13 protein-coding genes are annotated in these 16,436 nt (G+C 75.4%); 8 read left to right on the forward strand and 5 right to left on the reverse strand.

The genetic code is table 11. From position 1 onward, the window contains the following. Positions 1–135: 135 nt before the first annotated feature. From FMM08_RS01005 to FMM08_RS01020, 4 genes are all read left to right on the forward strand, one after another. Positions 136–1,224 (forward strand): glycerophosphodiester phosphodiesterase family protein, encoded by a 1,089-nt coding sequence (locus tag FMM08_RS01005; protein ID WP_187279450.1) that lies wholly within the window; start codon positions 136–138, stop codon positions 1,222–1,224. 174 nt (positions 1,225–1,398) lie between these two features. Further along, the gene (locus FMM08_RS01010) at positions 1,399–3,195 is read left to right on the forward strand and encodes a bifunctional metallophosphatase/5'-nucleotidase (protein ID WP_147924472.1); all 1,797 of its coding nucleotides are present in this window, start codon (positions 1,399–1,401) and stop codon (positions 3,193–3,195) included. A gap of 84 nt (positions 3,196–3,279) precedes the next feature. Then, positions 3,280–5,730, forward strand: coding sequence for a DNA helicase PcrA (gene pcrA / locus FMM08_RS01015; RefSeq protein WP_147924473.1), 2,451 nt, complete (start codon positions 3,280–3,282; stop codon positions 5,728–5,730). Between the two features lie 137 nt (positions 5,731–5,867). After that, positions 5,868–6,677 (forward strand): carbon-nitrogen hydrolase family protein, encoded by an 810-nt coding sequence (locus FMM08_RS01020; protein WP_147924834.1) that lies wholly within the window; start codon positions 5,868–5,870, stop codon positions 6,675–6,677. Positions 6,678–6,819: 142 nt separating this feature from the next. Here the strand turns inward: FMM08_RS01020 and FMM08_RS01025 are convergent, their stop codons facing one another. After that, positions 6,820–7,545 carry a pyridoxamine 5'-phosphate oxidase family protein gene (locus FMM08_RS01025; protein WP_222710261.1) on the reverse strand — a complete coding sequence of 242 codons (726 nt, stop codon included), beginning with the start codon at positions 7,543–7,545 and terminating at the stop codon, positions 6,820–6,822. On the opposite strand from FMM08_RS01025, the gene pdxR reads away from it, so the two are divergent. After that, the gene (gene pdxR, locus FMM08_RS01030; protein WP_187279452.1) at positions 7,520–9,142 is read left to right on the forward strand and encodes a MocR-like pyridoxine biosynthesis transcription factor PdxR; all 1,623 of its coding nucleotides are present in this window, start codon (positions 7,520–7,522) and stop codon (positions 9,140–9,142) included. The genes FMM08_RS01025 and pdxR overlap by 26 nt on opposite strands. A 9-nt stretch (positions 9,143–9,151) precedes the next feature. Continuing rightward, the gene (locus FMM08_RS01035; RefSeq protein WP_147924475.1) at positions 9,152–10,219 is read left to right on the forward strand and encodes a glycerophosphodiester phosphodiesterase family protein; all 1,068 of its coding nucleotides are present in this window, start codon (positions 9,152–9,154) and stop codon (positions 10,217–10,219) included. Between the two features lie 3 nt (positions 10,220–10,222). On the opposite strand, the gene FMM08_RS01040 is transcribed toward FMM08_RS01035, so the two are convergent. Genes FMM08_RS01040 through FMM08_RS01055 form a run of 4 tightly spaced genes read right to left on the reverse strand, consistent with a single transcriptional unit; the run spans position 10,223 to position 13,806 of the window. Further along, a complete protein-coding gene (locus tag FMM08_RS01040) occupies positions 10,223–10,618 on the reverse strand; it encodes a universal stress protein (protein ID WP_147924476.1) in 396 nt (131 codons plus the stop codon). Beyond that, a complete protein-coding gene (locus FMM08_RS01045; protein ID WP_187279453.1) occupies positions 10,615–12,222 on the reverse strand; it encodes a tripartite tricarboxylate transporter permease in 1,608 nt (535 codons plus the stop codon). Before FMM08_RS01045 ends, FMM08_RS01040 begins: the two co-directional genes overlap by 4 nt. Beyond that, the gene (locus tag FMM08_RS01050; protein WP_147924477.1) at positions 12,215–12,778 is read right to left on the reverse strand and encodes a tripartite tricarboxylate transporter TctB family protein; all 564 of its coding nucleotides are present in this window, start codon (positions 12,776–12,778) and stop codon (positions 12,215–12,217) included. The genes FMM08_RS01045 and FMM08_RS01050 overlap by 8 nt, the downstream gene beginning before the upstream one ends. Next, entirely contained in the window at positions 12,775–13,806 is a 1,032-nt protein-coding gene (locus FMM08_RS01055; protein WP_147924478.1) for a Bug family tripartite tricarboxylate transporter substrate binding protein, read from the reverse strand. Before FMM08_RS01055 ends, FMM08_RS01050 begins: the two co-directional genes overlap by 4 nt. A 206-nt stretch (positions 13,807–14,012) precedes the next feature. On the opposite strand from FMM08_RS01055, the gene FMM08_RS01060 reads away from it, so the two are divergent. Continuing rightward, positions 14,013–15,641 carry an ATP-binding protein gene (locus FMM08_RS01060; protein WP_147924479.1) on the forward strand — a complete coding sequence of 543 codons (1,629 nt, stop codon included), beginning with the start codon at positions 14,013–14,015 and terminating at the stop codon, positions 15,639–15,641. Continuing rightward, the gene (locus FMM08_RS01065) at positions 15,638–16,366 is read left to right on the forward strand and encodes a response regulator transcription factor (RefSeq protein ID WP_147924480.1); all 729 of its coding nucleotides are present in this window, start codon (positions 15,638–15,640) and stop codon (positions 16,364–16,366) included. The genes FMM08_RS01060 and FMM08_RS01065 overlap by 4 nt, the downstream gene beginning before the upstream one ends. Positions 16,367–16,436 lie beyond the last annotated feature (70 nt).

The following is a 16,436-nucleotide window of genomic DNA, read 5'->3' on the forward strand; positions in this document are numbered from 1 at the left end:
AGCGCGGTGGGAGGCCCGAGACGCTCGCCGTCGCGTCACGGGCGCCGATGGAGCAGACGGAATCCGCCACATCTGCACCTCCTGTTCATCCGTTAGCCCGCGGGCATCCAGGTCCGAGGAGGAGAGTTGACTCCCGTGAGCAGTGCTGCACCGCTCGTCGGCGGGGTCCCGTCTGTCATCGGACACCGCGGCGCCAGCGGGTACCGGCCCGAGAACACCCTGGCCTCCTACGAGCTGGCGGCCCGCCTGGGGGCGGACCGCATCGAGCCGGACATCGTGCCGACGCTCGACGGAGTGCTGGTGCTGCGGCACGAGAGCGAGGTCACGCACTCCACCGACGTGGCCGGCCGCCCCGACCTCGCCGCGCGCCGCACGACCCGCGTCGTGGACGGCGTCGAGGTCACCGGGTGGTTCACCGAGGACCTCACCTTCGACGAGCTGCGCTCGCTGCGCGCCGTGGAGCCGCGTCCGCACCTGCGGCCCACCACCACCGTCTACGACGGCCTCTACGAGGTGCCGACCTTCGCCGAGCTGCTCGAGCTGGCCGCGCAGCTGCGGCTGGAGCTCGGGCGCAACGTCGTGGTGACCGCCGAGGTGAAGGACCCCTCCCGCTACGCGGCCGACGGGTTCGACATCGCCGCGCTGGTGATCGCCGAGCTGCGCCGGCTGGGCCTGGACGAGCCGGACGCGCCCGTGGCCGTCCAGTGCTTCGAGGCGGCGTTCCTGCGCCGCCTGCGGGCCGAGGGCCTGCGGGTGCCGCTGGTGCAGCTGGTCGAGGACGACGACGCCGGCCGCGCCGCGTGCACCCCGTGGGGCCTGCGCGAGGTGTCCACGTACGCCGAGGTGCTCGCCCCCTGCAAGGACATGGTGCTGCCGGTGGGCGAGGACGGGACGCTCGGCCCGGTCACCCCGCTGGTCGCCGACGCGCACCGCGCGGGGCTGGCCGTGCACGTGTGGACCCTGCGCAACGAGAACGCCTTCCTGCCCGCGTCGCTGAAGGTGGGGCTCTCCGAGGCCGCTCCCGGGCGCGCGCTGGTCGAGCACCTGGCGTTCCTGGACGCCGGGGTGGACGGGATCTTCACCGACCACCCCGACACCGCGTTCGAGGCCCGTCGCCTGTGGGCCGCCGGCAAGGCCGTGCCGGGCGCGCGCCGCGGCGGCTCCGCCGGTCCGCGTGCGGCGTCGGCGCCGTCCACGCCCTCGGGGCAGCGCCTCGCCGGCTGACGCTCCGCTCCACCTCCTCGCAGCCGAGCGTCCGGCTGGGGCTCCGGGGGCTCCCTGGGCCGCGACCGGGTGACCGGCTGCGGTCCCAGGGGCCTCCGGATGGTCAAGGGTGGTCAAGCCAGGTCAAGGGATCGTCATGGCGTGGTGGCCGAGATGTCCGTAACCTCCCGGTCTGTGACGATCTCGCGACGCGCCTCCGCCGCACTCGCCGCCACAGCCCTCGTGCTCGGGACGCCCGCCGCCTCGTGGGCGTCCGACCCCGCGGCCCCCGTGGTGCCCGTCGCTCCCCAGCAACCGGCGCCCGTGCCGGTCGAGGGCGGCGTGCGGCTGACGCTGCTGCACGCCAACGACCTCGAGTCCTCGCTCCTGCCCGAGACCGACGAGGCCGGCGCGGAGCAGGCCGGCGCCGCCCGCTTCGCCGCCCTCGTCGAGCGCCAGCGCGCCGCGGCCGAGGCGCGCGGACCCGTGCTGACCCTCGCCGGGGGAGACCTGTTCCTGCCCGGCCCGCAGCTCGACGCGAGCCGCCTGGACGGCACCGGCGAGGTCTACGACGCCCTCGCCTTCGACGCCGCCGGCTTCGACGCCAGCGCCATCGGCAACCACGACTTCGACCTCACGCCCGACTTCCTGGCCGACTACCTCGACGCCGTCGGCGACGACGCGCCGTTCGTGGCCGCCAACCTCGACCTGTCCGGCGAACCCCGCCTCCAGGCCGAGGTGGACGACGGCACCGTGGTCGCCTCGACCGTGGTCGAGTCCGCCGGGGAGCGCTTCGGCGTCATCGGGCTCACCACGCCCGAGCTGCCCGAGCTGACCAGCCTCGGCGAGGTGCGGGTGGACCCCGACCTCGCGGGGGTCGCCAACGCGCAGGCAGCCGCGCTGGAGGCGGCCGGGGTGACCAAGGTCGTGCTGGTGTCGCACCTGCAGGACGTCGACAACGAGGTCGCGCTCGTGCCGCAGCTGCGCGGGGTCGACGTCGTCGTCGCCGCGGGTGGGGGCGAGGTGATGGCCTCGCCCGGCGACGCGCTGCTGCCCGGTGACGCGGTGAGCACCGACGCCGCGGGCGCGCCGCTGCCGTACCCCGCGGTGGTGGGCGCGGCCGACGGCGCGCGGGTGCCCGTGGTCACCACGAGCGGGCTCTACCGCTACGTCGGCCAGCTCGTGGTCGACTTCGACGCCGAGGGGCGCCTCGTGGCCGTCGACGACGTCGCCAGCCGCCCGGTGCCCGTGACCTCGAACGGGCCGGACGCGGTGGCGCCGGACCCCGACGTCGTCGCCGAGGTGGAGGAGCCCGTGGCGGCCTACGTCGACGGGCTCGCCTCCCAGGTGGTCGCCCGCACCGAGGTGCCGCTGGACGGCCGGCGCGACGCGGTGCGCTCGCGTGAGACCGGGCTCGGCTCGCTCGTGGCCGACTCGCTGCTGGCGGCCGGGCGCGCCGGGGCCGAGGCCGCGGGCGTGGCGCCGCCCGTGGTGGCGCTGCAGAACGGCGGCGGCATCCGCAACGACTCGGTGCTGGCGGCCGGTGACGTGTCCGCGCTGGACACCTACGACGTCACGCCCTTCGCCAACTTCGTGGCGGTGGCGCCGGAACTGCCGGTGGAGGCGCTCGTGGCCGCCGTCGACCACGGCGCGGGGGCCGGTGCGGGCTCGTTCGCCCAGGTGGCGGGCTTCTCGTACACGGCCGACCCGGACGCGCCGCCCGGCGCCCGCGTGCAGACCCTGACCCTGGCCGACGGGACGCCCGTGGTGGTCGGCGGGCAGCGGGTGCTCGACGGGACGATCTCCGTGGCCTCGATCGACTTCCTCCTGCGCGGCAGCGACGGCTACGACGCCCTCGACGGCGCGGCGTTCGAGGTGCTGCCCACCACCCAGCAGCAGGCGCTGCAGAGCTACCTGCGCGACGACCTCGGCGGGACGGTGACGGCGGCGCGGTACCCGGAGGCGGGCACCGGCCGCATCACGCAGGTCTGACGGTCCCGGCTCCCTCCGAGCGCGTCCACGGGTCGCCGCCGGAGGGAGCCGGGTGTCGGTGGTCGGACGTAGGCTCGTCGGACGATGAGCACGCTCTTCGACGACCTTCCCCTCCCGGTCCCGCAGACCCCCGCCGGGTCGCCCTCGGACGACGGGCGCCCGGGCGTGCTCGCCGACAGGCCGGTGGTCCGGATCGACCCCGCGGCGCTGCTGGAGGGCCTCAACCCCGCCCAGCGCGAGGGCGTGCTCCACGAGGGTTCGCCGCTGCTGCTGGTCGCCGGCGCCGGCTCGGGCAAGACGCGCGTGCTCACCCACCGCATCGCCCACCTCGTGGCCGCCCGCGGCGCCCGGCCGGGCCAGGTGCTGGCCATCACCTTCACCAACAAGGCCGCCGGCGAGATGAAGGAGCGGCTCGAGGGGCTGGTCGGCCCCGCCGTCCGCTCGATGTGGGTCTCCACCTTCCACTCCGCGTGCGTGCGGATCCTGCGCCGCGAGGCGGAGGCGGCCGGGCTGCGCTCGTCCTTCTCGATCTACGACGCCGACGACTCCCGCCGGCTGCTCGCGCTCGTCGTCCGCGAGCTCGACCTCGACCCCAAGCGCTACGCCCCGCGGGCGCTGTCCACGCAGATCAGCAACCTCAAGAACGAGCTGGTCACGCCGGAGGCGCACGCCGCGAAGGCCGCCGACGGCACGCACGCCGAGCGGATCCTCGCCGAGGTCTACGCGCTCTACCAGGCACGGTTGCGGCAGGCCAACGCCCTCGACTTCGACGACCTCATCATGACCACCGTGCGCGTGCTCCAGGGCGTGCCCGCGGTCGCGGAGCACTACCGCCGCCGCTTCCGCCACGTGCTGGTCGACGAGTACCAGGACACCAACCACGCCCAGTACACCCTGGTGCGCGAGCTGGTCGGCGGCCCGGGCGCGACGTGGGGACCCGAGGGGCAGCCCGACGGCGTGCCGCAGGCCGAGCTGACCGTCGTCGGCGACGCCGACCAGTCCATCTACGCCTTCCGCGGCGCGACGATCCGCAACATCGTCGAGTTCGAGGAGGACTACCCAGACGCCAAGACCGTCCTGCTGGAGCAGAACTACCGCTCCACCCAGACGATCCTGTCCGCCGCCAACGCCGTCATCGCCAAGAACGCCGACCGCCGCCCCAAGAACCTGTGGACGGCCGAGGGCGCCGGCGAGCAGATCGTCGGGTACGTCGCCGACGCCGAGCACGACGAGGCCGCCTTCGTCGCCTCCGAGATCGACAGGCTCGTCGACGACGAGGGCGTGCGCTACGGCGACGTCGCGGTCTTCTACCGGACCAACGCGCAGTCGCGGGCGCTCGAGGAGGTGTTCGTGCGCGTCGGGCTGCCCTACAAGGTGGTGGGCGGCACGCGCTTCTACGAGCGCCGCGAGGTGCGCGACGCGCTCGCCTACCTGCGGGCGCTGGCGAACCCGGACGACGTCGTCAGCCTGCGGCGCATCCTCAACGTGCCCAAGCGGGGCATCGGCGAGCGCGCCGAGGCGTGCGTGGCGGCCCTGGCCGAGCGGGAGCGGATCGGCTTCCCGGCGGCGCTGGAGCGGGCGGTGGAGGCACCGGGCCTGGCCGCGCGCTCGCTGACGTGCATCCGCGGCTTCACCGACCTCATGGACGAGCTGCGCACCGTCGTCGAGGGCGGCGCCGGGCCGTCCACGGTGCTCGAGGCCGTGCTCGACAGGTCCGGGCTGCTGGCCGAGCTGCGCGCCAGCCTCGACCCGCAGGACGAGTCCCGCGTGGAGAACCTCGCTGAGCTGTCGGCCGTGGCGGCCGAGTACGAGCAGGCCAACCCCGGGGGGACCCTGGCCGACTTCCTCGAGACGGTCTCGCTGGTGGCCGACGCCGACCAGATCCCCGGCTCCGCCGTGGCCGACGGCGCGGACGAGGAGGCCGGTGAAGACTCCGGAGTGGTCACGCTGATGACCCTCCACACCGCCAAGGGCCTCGAGTTCCCCGTCGTCTTCCTCACCGGCCTGGAGGACGGCACCTTCCCCCACCAGCGGTCGCTCGCCGACGACGACGAGCTCGCCGAGGAGCGGCGCCTGGCGTACGTGGGCATCACCCGCGCTCGGCGCTACCTGCGGATCTCGCGCGCCGCGTCGCGCAGCGCCTGGGGGCAGCCGCAGTACTTCCCGCCGTCGCGCTTCCTCGACGAGATCCCGCACGAGCTGGTGCGCTGGGAGCGCGCCGAGGCCTCGGGTTCCTCCGGCTGGGGCGGTAGCGGCGGTGGAGGCCGCGGCGGCTCGAGCTACAGCGCCGGCGGCTACGGCAGCAGCCACTCCTCTGCGCAGGCCAAGCTCGCGGGCACGCCGGGCGTGCGCACCGCGGGGACGCGCCCCGTCATCTCCCTGTCCGTGGGGGACCGGGTCACCCACGACTCCTTCGGCATGGGCACGGTCGTGGCCGTCGAGGGCAGCGGCGACAAGACCGTGGCCCACGTCGACTTCCGCAGCGAGGGCACCAAGCGCCTGCTGCTGCGCTACGCCCCCGTCCAGAAGCTCTGACCCTCCTCCGTGATCATGGGCGTTGTGCGCAGTCCGTCGCGCACCACGCCCGTGATCACGGTTGGGTCTGAGGGGGTCCTCAGCACTGACGCACCTCTAGGACCGCATCAGCGCGGCAGGATGACGGGGTGACCGTGCTGCGCCTGGCGCTCCTGCAGTCGGCCGGCGTCCTGGGGGACGTCGCCGCCAACCTCGCCGAGCTCGACGAGCGCGCGGCGGAGGCCGCCGACGCTGGAGCCGGTCTGCTGCTGACGCCGGAGATGTTCCTCACCGGCTACGAGCTGGGCGCGCAGCGGACGGCGGAGATGGCCGACCGCGCAGCCGGCGGGCTGGTGCCGGCCGTCGCCGAGGTGGCCCGCCGGCACGGGATCGCGCTGCTGGTCGGCATGCCCGAGCGCGTCGACGGGCAGGTGGTCAACAGCGCCGTCCTCGTCAGCGCCGACGGCGAGGTGCTCGGCCACCACGTCAAGACGCACCTGTTCGGCCCGGACGAGCGCGACGCCTTCGTGCCGGGCGACCGGCCGGTGTCGCTCTTCGACGTCGGCGGGGTGAGGGTCGCCGTCCTCATCTGCTACGACGTGGAGTTCCCCGAGGCGGTGCGCGCCGCCGCCGCGGCCGGGGCGCACCTCGTGGCGGTGCCGACCGCCCAGATGGAGCCGTTCTCCTTCATCGCCGACGTGATCATCCGGGCGCGGGCCTGGGAGAACCAGGTCTACGTGGCGTACGCCAACCACTGCGGGCGCGAGGTCGACCTCGCCTTCGTGGGGCTGAGCAGCATCGTCGCGCCGAGTGGGCGCGTGCTGGCGGCGGCGCCGCCCGGTGACGTCACGTCGAGCTCGCTGCTGCTGGCCGACGTCGACACCGCCGTCGTCGAGGCGGGTCGCCGCGACAACCCCTACCTGGTCGACCGCCGGCTCGACATCCACCCCGGCCCCGCCACCACCTGAGCCCACCCCCTTCGGGCGCGTGCCGCGGAGGACGCGGGAGGGGTGGCTCCAGTGGCGCATTTGCCGCGGAAAGTGCGGTTCCCGCGGCCAGAGGTGTCGCACTTGCCGCGGAAAGTGCGAGAGGGGGCGGGGAGCGCCAGGGTCAGCGGTAGGGCGGCACCCAGCCGGCGAGGCGGTGCGCGCCGGAGGTCACGCTCGGCGGGACCTCGACACCAGCCGGGACGTCGTCACCGGTGCGGGGAGCGCCCACGGCGGTGTGCAGGGGGAGCACGCCGGCCCACACGGCGTCGTCCTCCGCCTCGTCCTCGCTGGCCCCGGCGGCGCGGACCTTGACGCTGGCCTCCTCCAGCGGCAGGCGCAGGACCAGCGTCGCCGCGAGCTCGCGCCGCGTGGGAGGGCGCACCTCGTCCCAGCGCCCGGGCATGAGGTGCTCGGACAGGACGCGCAGCGCCTCCTCCTTCTCCTCGTCCGGCACCACGGTCGGCACGCCGTAGACGACGGCGCAGCGGTAGTTCATCGAGCTGTCGAACACCGTGCGGGCGTAGACCACGCCGTCGAGCACGGTCACCGTGGCGGTCACGGTCTGCCCGGCCGCTGCGGCGCGCAGCAGGCCGCCGCCGGTGGAGCCGTGCAGCAGCAGCGACTCGCCGTCGCGAGCCGACGCGATCGGCAGGACGACGGCCGCCGGCGTCGGCGCCTCGCGCACCACGGCGACGTGGGCGACGAGCGCGCTGTCGAGCACGTCGTGCAGCGCCGCCCGGTCGGTGACCTGGCGGTGGCCGTAGCGGGTGAAGCGGGTGCGGTCGGTGACCTGCAGCGGCTCCCCGGGCGACGGTGCGGGCGTGGCGCTGGCGGTGGAGGTGCTCACGGGAGCAGACTGGCTGACCAGTGGCCTGCGCGAGCAGGCCACTGCCGGTGGCCACCAGCAGTCCACTCCGCGGCTGGTCGCCGGCGACGAGCAGCAGCCCGAGGAGGCCGGAGTGCGCACCCCCGTCGAGCTCGACCTCCCGCTCGCCCTCCACCGGGGCGGTGCCGCGCGACTGCACGGCCAGCTCGCCGACGCGCTGCGGACCGCCGTCCGCGAGCACCGGCTCCCTCCGGGTGCCCAGGTGCCGGCCACCCGCCGCCTGGCCGAGCAGCTGGGCGTCTCGCGCGCCACCGTCACCGCCGCCTACGAGCAGCTGGTGGGGGAGGGCTTCCTCGAGGCCCGCCACGGCAGCGGCACGCGCGTCAGCCAGCACGTCGGAGCCCTGCCGGCGCCCCGCGCCGCTGACCTCGGTCCGCGGCGGCGCGCAGCGCAGCGCCCCGGGGCGGTGGACCTGCGGCCCGGTCGCCCCGACACCTCCCGGCTCGCCGACGCCGCGTGGCGCAGCGCCTGGAGGGAGGCCGCACTGGCCGACGTCCCCGACGACGAACCGCCTCCCGCTGGTCTGCCCGCGCTGCGCGAGCAGGTCGCCGCGCACCTGCGCGCGGCGCGGGGCGTGGACGCCGACCCCGCCGACGTCGTCGTCACCGCCGGCACCGGCGACGGTCTCGCCCTCGTCGTCCACGCCCTGCGCGGCCGGCGCGCACCGCGCTCCCCGCAGCGCCGCCGCGACCTGCGCGTCGTCGTCGAAGACCCGGGGTACCCCTCCTCAGCGCGCTGCCTGCTCCGCCTGGACGCAGAGCTCCTCCCCGTGGACGTCGACGACGACGGCCTGCGCGTGGACCGCCTGCCCCCCCGCGGTCCCGAGCCCTTCGACGCCGTGCTCTTAACGCCGAGCCACCAGTACCCCTGGGGCGGCGTGCTGCCTCTGGAGCGCCGCGTCGCCCTGCTGGCGCGGGCCCGGGAGGCGGGCGCCGTCGTCGTCGAGGACGACTACGACGGCGAGTTCCGCTACGGCGCGGCGCCGCTGCCCGCCCTCGCGTCGCTGGCCCCCGACCTGGTGGTGCACCTCGGGACGTTCTCCAAGGTGCTCTCGCCGTGGCTGCGCGCGGGCTACCTCCTGGCGCCGCCGGCGCTGCGCGAGGCGCTCGCCGAGGTGCGCGAGGACCTCGGCGCCCCCGTGAGCGGCGTCCTCCAGCGCGCGCTGGCTGGCCACCTGGCCGGGGGCGGGCTGCGGCGCCACGTCGCGAGGGTGCGCCGCGACCACGCCCACCGCCGCGACCTCCTGCGGCAGATGCTGGCCGAGCACCCCCACCTGCGGGCCCGCGGGGCGGCGGCGGGCCTGCACGTGGTGGTCGAGCTGCCCGCGGGGACGGACTCCGCCGCCGTCGTCGCGGCCGTGGAGGCCCAGGGGCACCTGCTGGCGGACCTCGCCGCGTACGCGGTGGCCCGCACCGACCTGCCGCCCGCCGTCGTCCTCGGCTACGGCGCCGCGACCGTCGCCGAGCTGCGGGGGGCCGTCACCGCGCTGGCCCGCGCCGTGCCGGCGGACGGTGGGTGTGACGCCCACCTCCTCGATCGACGTGCGGAGGAGGGGTAGGGGTGTGCCATGAGCACCCCTGAGGGGCGGCGGCCGGTGGTGGTCGGGCACCGCGGCGCGAGCGCGCGACGCCCCGAGCACACCCGCGCCGCCTACGAGCTGGCCGTCGCCGAGGGGGCCGACGGGGTGGACGTCGACCTCGTGGTCACCGCCGACGGCGAGCTGGTGGTCCGGCACGAGGCCGAGCTGAGCGACACCACCGACATCGCGGACCGCCCCGAGCTGGCCCACCTGCGCACCACGCGCGTGGTGGACGGGGTGTCCCTGACGGGCTGGTTCTCCCAGGACCTCACGCTCGCGCAGGTCCGCCTCCTGAGGACCCGCGAGCGGCTGCCGGAGCTGCGACCCGCCAGCGCCGCCCACGACGGCGAGCAGCCGGTGATGACGTTCGCGGAGGTGCTGGCCCTGCGCGAGGAGCTCTCGGTGCGCGCGGGCCGCGAGGTGGCGGTGTGGCCGGAGCTCAAGCACCCCGGGCACTTCGCGGCCGCGGGGCTGGCGCTGGAGCCGCGGCTGCTCGCGGCGCTGGGGTCGTCCGGGCTGCTGGACGACGGGAGGGACGACGACGAGCCGCGCAGCGGCAGCAGGGCCGCTGCCGCTGCTGCCGTCGTCGTCCAGTGCTTCGAGGTGGCGCCGCTGCAGCGGCTGCGGGCGGCCGCTCCGCGGCTGCACCTGGCCCAGCTGACGCAGCCCACGGGCGCCCCGCCGGACCTGCGGCTGGCGGGCGACCACCGCGACTACGCCGACCTGTGCACCCCCGACGGGCTGCGCGAGCTGCGCGGGTGGGCCGACGTGCTGGCCCCGCACCTCGTGCAGGTGGAGCCGCGCGACGCCCGCGGCCGGTCCGGTGCTCGCAGGGGCAGCCGGCTGGTGGACGACGCGCACGCCGCCGGGCTGGCCGTGGTGCCGTACACGGTGCGGCCGGAGAACACCTTCCTGCCCGCCGAGCTGCGCAGCGGTGACGGACGCGACCTCGCCGCGCGCGGCGACGTGGCGGCGCTGCTGCGCCAGCTGCGCGACGACGGGGTCGACGGCCTGTTCACCGACGACCCCGCCGCCGCGCTCGCGGCCTTCGGGTGACCCTCAGCCGGCCTTGACGGCCAGCACCTGGCAGGGCGCCTGCAGCAGCACGGTCTGGGCGTCGCTGCCGAACAGCAGCTTGCCGGTGGGGGTGCGCCTGCGGATGCCGATGACCACCAGCGACGCGCTCAGCCGCTCCACCGCCTCGAGGATGTCGGCCGCGCCGCCGGCCTGGTCGCCCAGGCGGTGCTCCAGCTCGTACGGCACGCCGGACTCCTCCAGGAGCGCCTTCACCTCGGCGAGGTCGTCCTCGGTGGCGTAGCCGGGGTCGGAGTAGGCGTCGCCCTTGGAGGTGTTGAGCACGTGGAGGGACTCCCCGCGCAGGTCGGCCTCCTCCAGCGCCGCCACGAGCGCGGCGCGCCCCTCGGGCTTGGGCACGTAGCCCACGACGATCGTCACCAGGTACCTCCGCTGTCGGGGTCGTTGCGGTGCGGGCGGTCGAGCTGCTCCGGCGCGTGCGGCTTCGTGGCCGCGGCCACGAGGTCGTCCTCGCGCTGCGCCTCGGCGTAGACGGCGGCGTCGAGCCGCGCCTGGCGGCGCTTGAGCCACTGCGACCCGACCAGCGCCAGCACCACGAGCACGTACACCACGGCGGCGAACGGGCTGGTGACCAGCGCCGTCGCGTCGCCCTGGCTGATGGCGAGGGTGCGGCGCAGCTGCTCCTCGGCGATCGGGCCGAGGATGAGGCCCACGATCGCCGGGGCGATCGGGAAGCCGTAGGAGCGCATCGCCCAGCCGATGCCGCCGAGCACGAACAGCAGCACGAGGTCCTCGATCGACGCGCCCACCGCGTACGTGCCGAGCGCGGCGAAGGTGAGGATGCCCGCGTACAGGTACGGGCGGGGCAGGCGCAGCACCTTCACCCACAGGCCCACCAGCGGCAGGTTCAGCACGAGCAGCAGCACGTTGCCGATGTAGAGGCTGGCGATGAGCGCCCAGACGAGCTGCCCCTCCTCCTGGAACAGCTGAGGGCCGGGCTGGATGCCGTAGCTCTGGAACGCCGCCAGGATGATCGCGGCGGTCGCGGAGGTGGGCAGGCCCAGGGTCAGCAGCGGCACGAGCACGCCCGCGGCGGAGGCGTTGTTGGCGGCCTCCGGACCGGCGACGCCCTCGATGGCGCCGTGCCCGAACTCCTCCTTGTGCTTGGACAGCTTCCGCTCCGTGGCGTAGGAGAGGAACGTGCCGAGGTCGGCTCCACCGGCGGGGATGGTGCCGATGGGGAAGCCGATGGCTGTGCCGCGCAGCCACGGCTTCCAGGAGCGCATCCAGTCGCTGCGCGTCATGCCCCTGCCGGCGATCGGCACCAGCGGGATGGGCCCGCGCCGCAGCCGCGAGGCCACGTGGAGCGCCTCGCCGACGGCGAAGAACCCCACCGCGACGACGACGACGTCGATGCCGTCCGCCAGTGTCGGCAGCCCGAGCGTGAAGCGCTGCTGTCCGGTGAGGCTGTCGGTGCCGATGACGGCGATGAACAGGCCGAGGGCCAGCGAGGCGAAGCCGCGCGCGGGGGAGGCCCCCAGCATCGCGGCCACCGTGAAGAAGGCGAGCACCGCGAGGGCCACGTAGTCCGCCGGCCCGAGCTTCACCGCGATCCGCGCCACGGTGGGCGCCACCAGCGACAGCGCGACGGTGGCGATGGTGCCCGCCACGAACGAGCCGATCGCGGCGGTGGCCAGCGCGGCGGCGCCGCGCCCGGTCTTGGCCATCTTGTTGCCCTCGAGCGCGGTGACGATCGAGGCGGACTCGCCGGGGGTGTTGAGCAGGATCGACGTGGTCGACCCGCCGTACATCCCGCCGTAGTAGATGCCGGCGAACATGATGAACGCCGCGGTGGGCTCCAGCGTGTACGTCAGCGGCAGCAGCAGCGCCACGGTCATGGCCGGCCCGATGCCGGGCAGCACGCCGACGGCGGTGCCGAGCATCACGCCGATGAGCGCGTAGAGCAGGTACATCGGCTGCAGGGCGGTGGAGAAGCCCTCGAGCAGCCCGGCGACGTCACCCAAAGCCGACGACCCCCTCGAGCGGGCCCGCGGGCAGGTAGACCCCGAGCACCTGCGTGAAGACGATGTGGACCACCGTGTTGAGCACGGCGGCGACGAGCAGGGCGCGCCACCACGGGCGCGCACCGAGGGCCCACGCGGTGCCGCCGAACATCAGCGACGCGGCGATCGGCCAGCCCAGCGGCTCGACGAGGACGACGAGCGCGGCGAACGCACCGGTCAGCTTCGCGACGGCCACCCAGTCGGCGCCGCCGGAGGTGTCGACGTCCTCGCCGCCCTCCACCTCGCCGCGGTCCCCCCGCAGCTGCGCCACGAGCAGGGCGACCGCCGAGAGCACGAGGATCGCGCCCACGGCGTAGGGGAAGGCCCGCGGACCCACGGCGTTGGACGACGCGGGGACGGCGATGGTGTGGGCCTCGACGAGCGCGAACACGCCGAGGCCGCCCAGCACGGTGGTGACGACCAGCTCGCCGACGGGCAGCCGGCGCCCCCGGCGCGCGGGGGCCGCACCCGCCCCGGCCGCGGCCGGGGTCTCGGGGGGTGTGTCCAACGTGCTCACGAGGTCAGCCCGATCTCCTTGAGGACCCCGGCGATGCGCGTCTGCTCCTCGCCGAGGAAGGTCTCGAACTCCTCGCCGGACAGGTAGTCGTCGGTCCAGCCGTTGGTGGCCACGAGGTCGGTCCACGCCTTCGAGCCGTGCATGTCGTCGACGAGCGCCTCGAGCTTCTCCTCGGCCTCCTCGGAGATGCCGGGGGGCGCCACCACGCCGCGCCAGTTGGTGAACTCGATGTCGTAGCCGGCCTCCTTGAGCGTCGGCGCGTCGACGCCGTCCACCCGCTCGGCCCCGGAGACCGCCAGCGCTCGCAGCTCGCCGGCCTCCACCTGCTTCGCGTACTCCCCGACACCGGAGATGCCCGCGCTGACCTGGTTGCCCAGCAGCGCCGCGAGCGACTCGCCACCGCCGGAGTAGGCGATGTAGTTGAGGTCGCTGGCCGGCACACCGGCCTCCTGGGCGAGCATCCCGGCGAGGATGTTGTCGGTGCCGCCGGCAGAGCCGCCCGCGATGGAGACCCCGCGGCCCTCGCTCTTCATGGCCGCCACGAGGTCCGCGATGGTCTGGTAGGGGCTGTTCGCCGGGACGACGATGATCTCGTCCTCGCTGGTCAGGCGCGCCAGCGGCGTGGTGTCCTCCAGCGTCGCCTGGCTCTTGTTGGTCTCGACGGCGCCGACCATCACCAGGCCCATGACCATGAGGAAGTCCTCGCTGCGCTCGTTCTTGAGCTCGGCCAGGCCCACCGTCCCGCCGGCGCCGCCGACGTTGGAGACCTGCACGCTCTTCGCGAGGTCGTCGGCCTCGATGGCGCTGCCCATGGCGCGGGCGGTCTGGTCCCAGCCGCCGCCCGGGTCAGCCGGGGCCATGATCTCGAGCCGGTTGACCGACTTGGCCGCGCCGTCACCGCCGGAGCCGGCGCTCGCGGTGCCCGAGGCGCAGGCCGCGGTGGCGAGCAGGGCCGCGGCGCCGACGCCGGCGAGCGCGGCGCGCAGGGCGCGGGAGCGGGGGCTGCGGGTGGGGGTGGTGCTGGGCACGTGGCGACCTCCTCGTCGTCCGCCCCGTCCTCGGGGCGGAGAGCCGTGCGGCTCGATGACGACGAGGGTGTTCCCGCGTCCAGCGGATGCCCAGCATGCGGCCGTAGTGGTGGTACCGGCCGTTGCGGTGGTTCTGGTCGTATCGGTCACGCGGATCCGGGGCTCCGCTCGTTCCCCGGGCGCCCGCGGTCGGTGATGATGGCCGCATGCGCCGGCCGATGCCGCTCGGCCCGCAGCTCCTCGCGCTGCAGGCCCTCATCGTGCTGTCCTGCGTGGTGCTGGCCGGCTTCGCCGCGGTCTCGCTGCAGCAGCGCCAGATCCGCGACGCGTACGGCGACCAGATGATGGCGGTCGCCCGCAACGCGGCGACCCTGCCGGACGTCATCGAGGCCTACGAGCAGCCCGGCGGTCCGGGGGACGACCTCCAGGACCTCGCGGACCTCCTGCAGCAGGCCTCGAAGGTGTCGTTCGTGGTGTTCCTCGACCGCGACGGGATCCGCCTGAGCCACCCCGACCCGTCGCTCATCGGATCGCCCAGCACGACGAGCGCCGCGGAGGTCCTGGAGGGGAAGCCGTTCCTCGGCACCCAGACCGGGACCCTCGGGCCGTCGCTGCGCGCCAAGGTGCCCGTCGAGGACGCGTCCGGCCGGATCCTCGGCGCGGTGTCGGTGGGGATCGTCGAGTCCGAGCTCGACGACGACTTCACCGAGGACGTCCCGTGGCTGGCCGCGTGGCTCGGCGGCGCCGCCGTGCTCGGGTCGGTCGGCTCCTACCTGCTCACGCGCCTGGTGCGCCGCCGGATCTCCGGTCTGGAGCCCGACGAGATCGCTCGCCTGCTGCAGGCCCGGGAGGCGATGCTCCACGGCATCCGCGAGGGCGTGCTCGCCGTGGACGAGCGCGGCAGGGTGGTGCTCGTCAACGACGAGGCCTGCCGCCTCCTCGACCTCGACGGTCGGCAGGCGGGCGGCGGCGTGGTCGGCTCGCGCGCCACCGACGTGCTCGACCCCGCCGCCCTGGAGCTCCTCGAGGCCGACGCCGACGCCGTGGACGCCCCCCTGCTCGTGGGGGAGCGCGTGCTGCTGGCCAGCCGCACCCCGGCCCTGGTGCAGGGCCGGCGCGTGGGCCGGGTGCTGACCGTGCGCGACCGCACCGAGCTGTCGGGCGCCGTGCGCGAGCTCGACGGGCAGCGCAGCCTCACCACCACCCTGCGCGCTCAGGCCCACGAGTTCAGCAACCACCTGCACGTCCTCCGCGGCCTGCTGGAGCTCGGCCGCACGGCCGACGCCGCGGCCCTCATCGACAGGCTCGGCGGCGGTGGCCGCCTGATGTCGGGCGCGGGCCTCGGCGGCGTCGAGGACGGCGCCGTGTCGGCCCTCCTCATGGCCAAGGCCGCGCTCGCCCGCGAGCGGGGTGCCGAGGTGGTCGTCGCGCCGGCCACGCGGGTGCCCGAGGGCGCTGGCGACGACGTCGTCACGGTGCTCGGCAACCTGGTCGACAACGCCCTCGACGCCGCCGGGCAGGCCGGTCGGGTGGTCGTGGAGGTGCGCAGCACCGTCGCCGGCGGTTGGGTGCTCACCGTCGACGACGACGGCCCGGGCGTGCCCGAGGCGCAGCGCGAGGAGGTGTTCCGGGTGGGGGTGACCACCAAGGCCGGCGGTGACGGCCGCCACGGCCAGGGCATCGGCCTCGCGCTGGTCGCGCGCATCGCGGCGCGCCGCGGCGGCTCCGCGGCGGTGACCCGCTCCGAGCTGGGCGGCGCGCGCTTCGAGGTGGTGCTCGGTGCGGCGGCGCGCTCGTCGTCGTCCTCCTCCGAGCTGGCGGGGGCCGGGGCGTGAGCGGGGACCTCGACCCGCCCGCGACGGTCAGGGTGCTGGTGGTCGACGACGACGTCGCCGTCGCGTCGCTGCACCAGGCGTACGTGGGCACGGTGCCCGGGTTCGCCTGCGTGGGCGTGGTGCACCGCGGCGCCGACGCGCTGCGGGCCGTGGAGTCCCTCGCGCCCGACCTCGTGCTGCTCGACGTGCACCTGCCCGACGTCCCCGGCACGGAGGTGCTGCGCGCGCTGCGGGCGGGCGGCTCCGACGTCGACGTGGTGGTGGTCACCGCTGCGCGCGAGCTGGAGGTGGTGCGCACGTCGATGGCCGGCGGGGTCGTCGACTACCTCGTCAAGCCGTTCTCGCTGGCGCTGTTCACCGAGCGCATGCAGGCGTACGCGGCCCACCGGAGGGCCCTCGCGCGCACCGGCGCCACCGGCGGTCTGGGACAGGACGACGTCGACCGGCTGCTCCACCCCGCAGGTGCGGCGGTCTCGGCGCCGCGCACCCCCGAGCAGCTGCCCAAGGGGCTCTCCCACCGCAGCCTGGAGCTGGTGGTGCAGGTGCTGCGCTCGGCCACCGAGCCCGACCTGTCGGCGGGGGAGGTGGCGGCGCGCTGCGGCATGGCCCGCGTCAGCGCCCGCCGCTACCTGGAGCACCTGGAGCAGACCGGGCGCGCGGTGGTGCGGCCGCGGTACGGCGTGGCTGGTCGCCCCGAGAACGGCTACGCCTGGGTGCCGCGCTGAGCGGGCGCCCGCAGAGGCGGGCCCCGGGGGTGTGACCTGGGCCGCTCTCGCGGGCTCGTTAGGCTCGCGG

The sequence above is a fragment of the Quadrisphaera setariae genome (assembly GCF_008041935.1).
GTDB lineage: Bacteria > Actinomycetota > Actinomycetes > Actinomycetales > Quadrisphaeraceae > Quadrisphaera > Quadrisphaera setariae.

Excerpts from the sequence above, each read along its gene's own strand:
- pcrA (WP_147924473.1), top strand. The coding sequence starts at position 3,280 with ATGAGCACGCTCTTCGACGACCTTCCCCTCCCGGTCCCGCAGACCCCC.
- FMM08_RS01035 (WP_147924475.1), top strand. The coding sequence starts at position 9,152 with ATGAGCACCCCTGAGGGGCGGCGGCCGGTGGTGGTCGGGCACCGCGGC.
- FMM08_RS01060 (WP_147924479.1), top strand. The coding sequence starts at position 14,013 with ATGCGCCGGCCGATGCCGCTCGGCCCGCAGCTCCTCGCGCTGCAGGCC.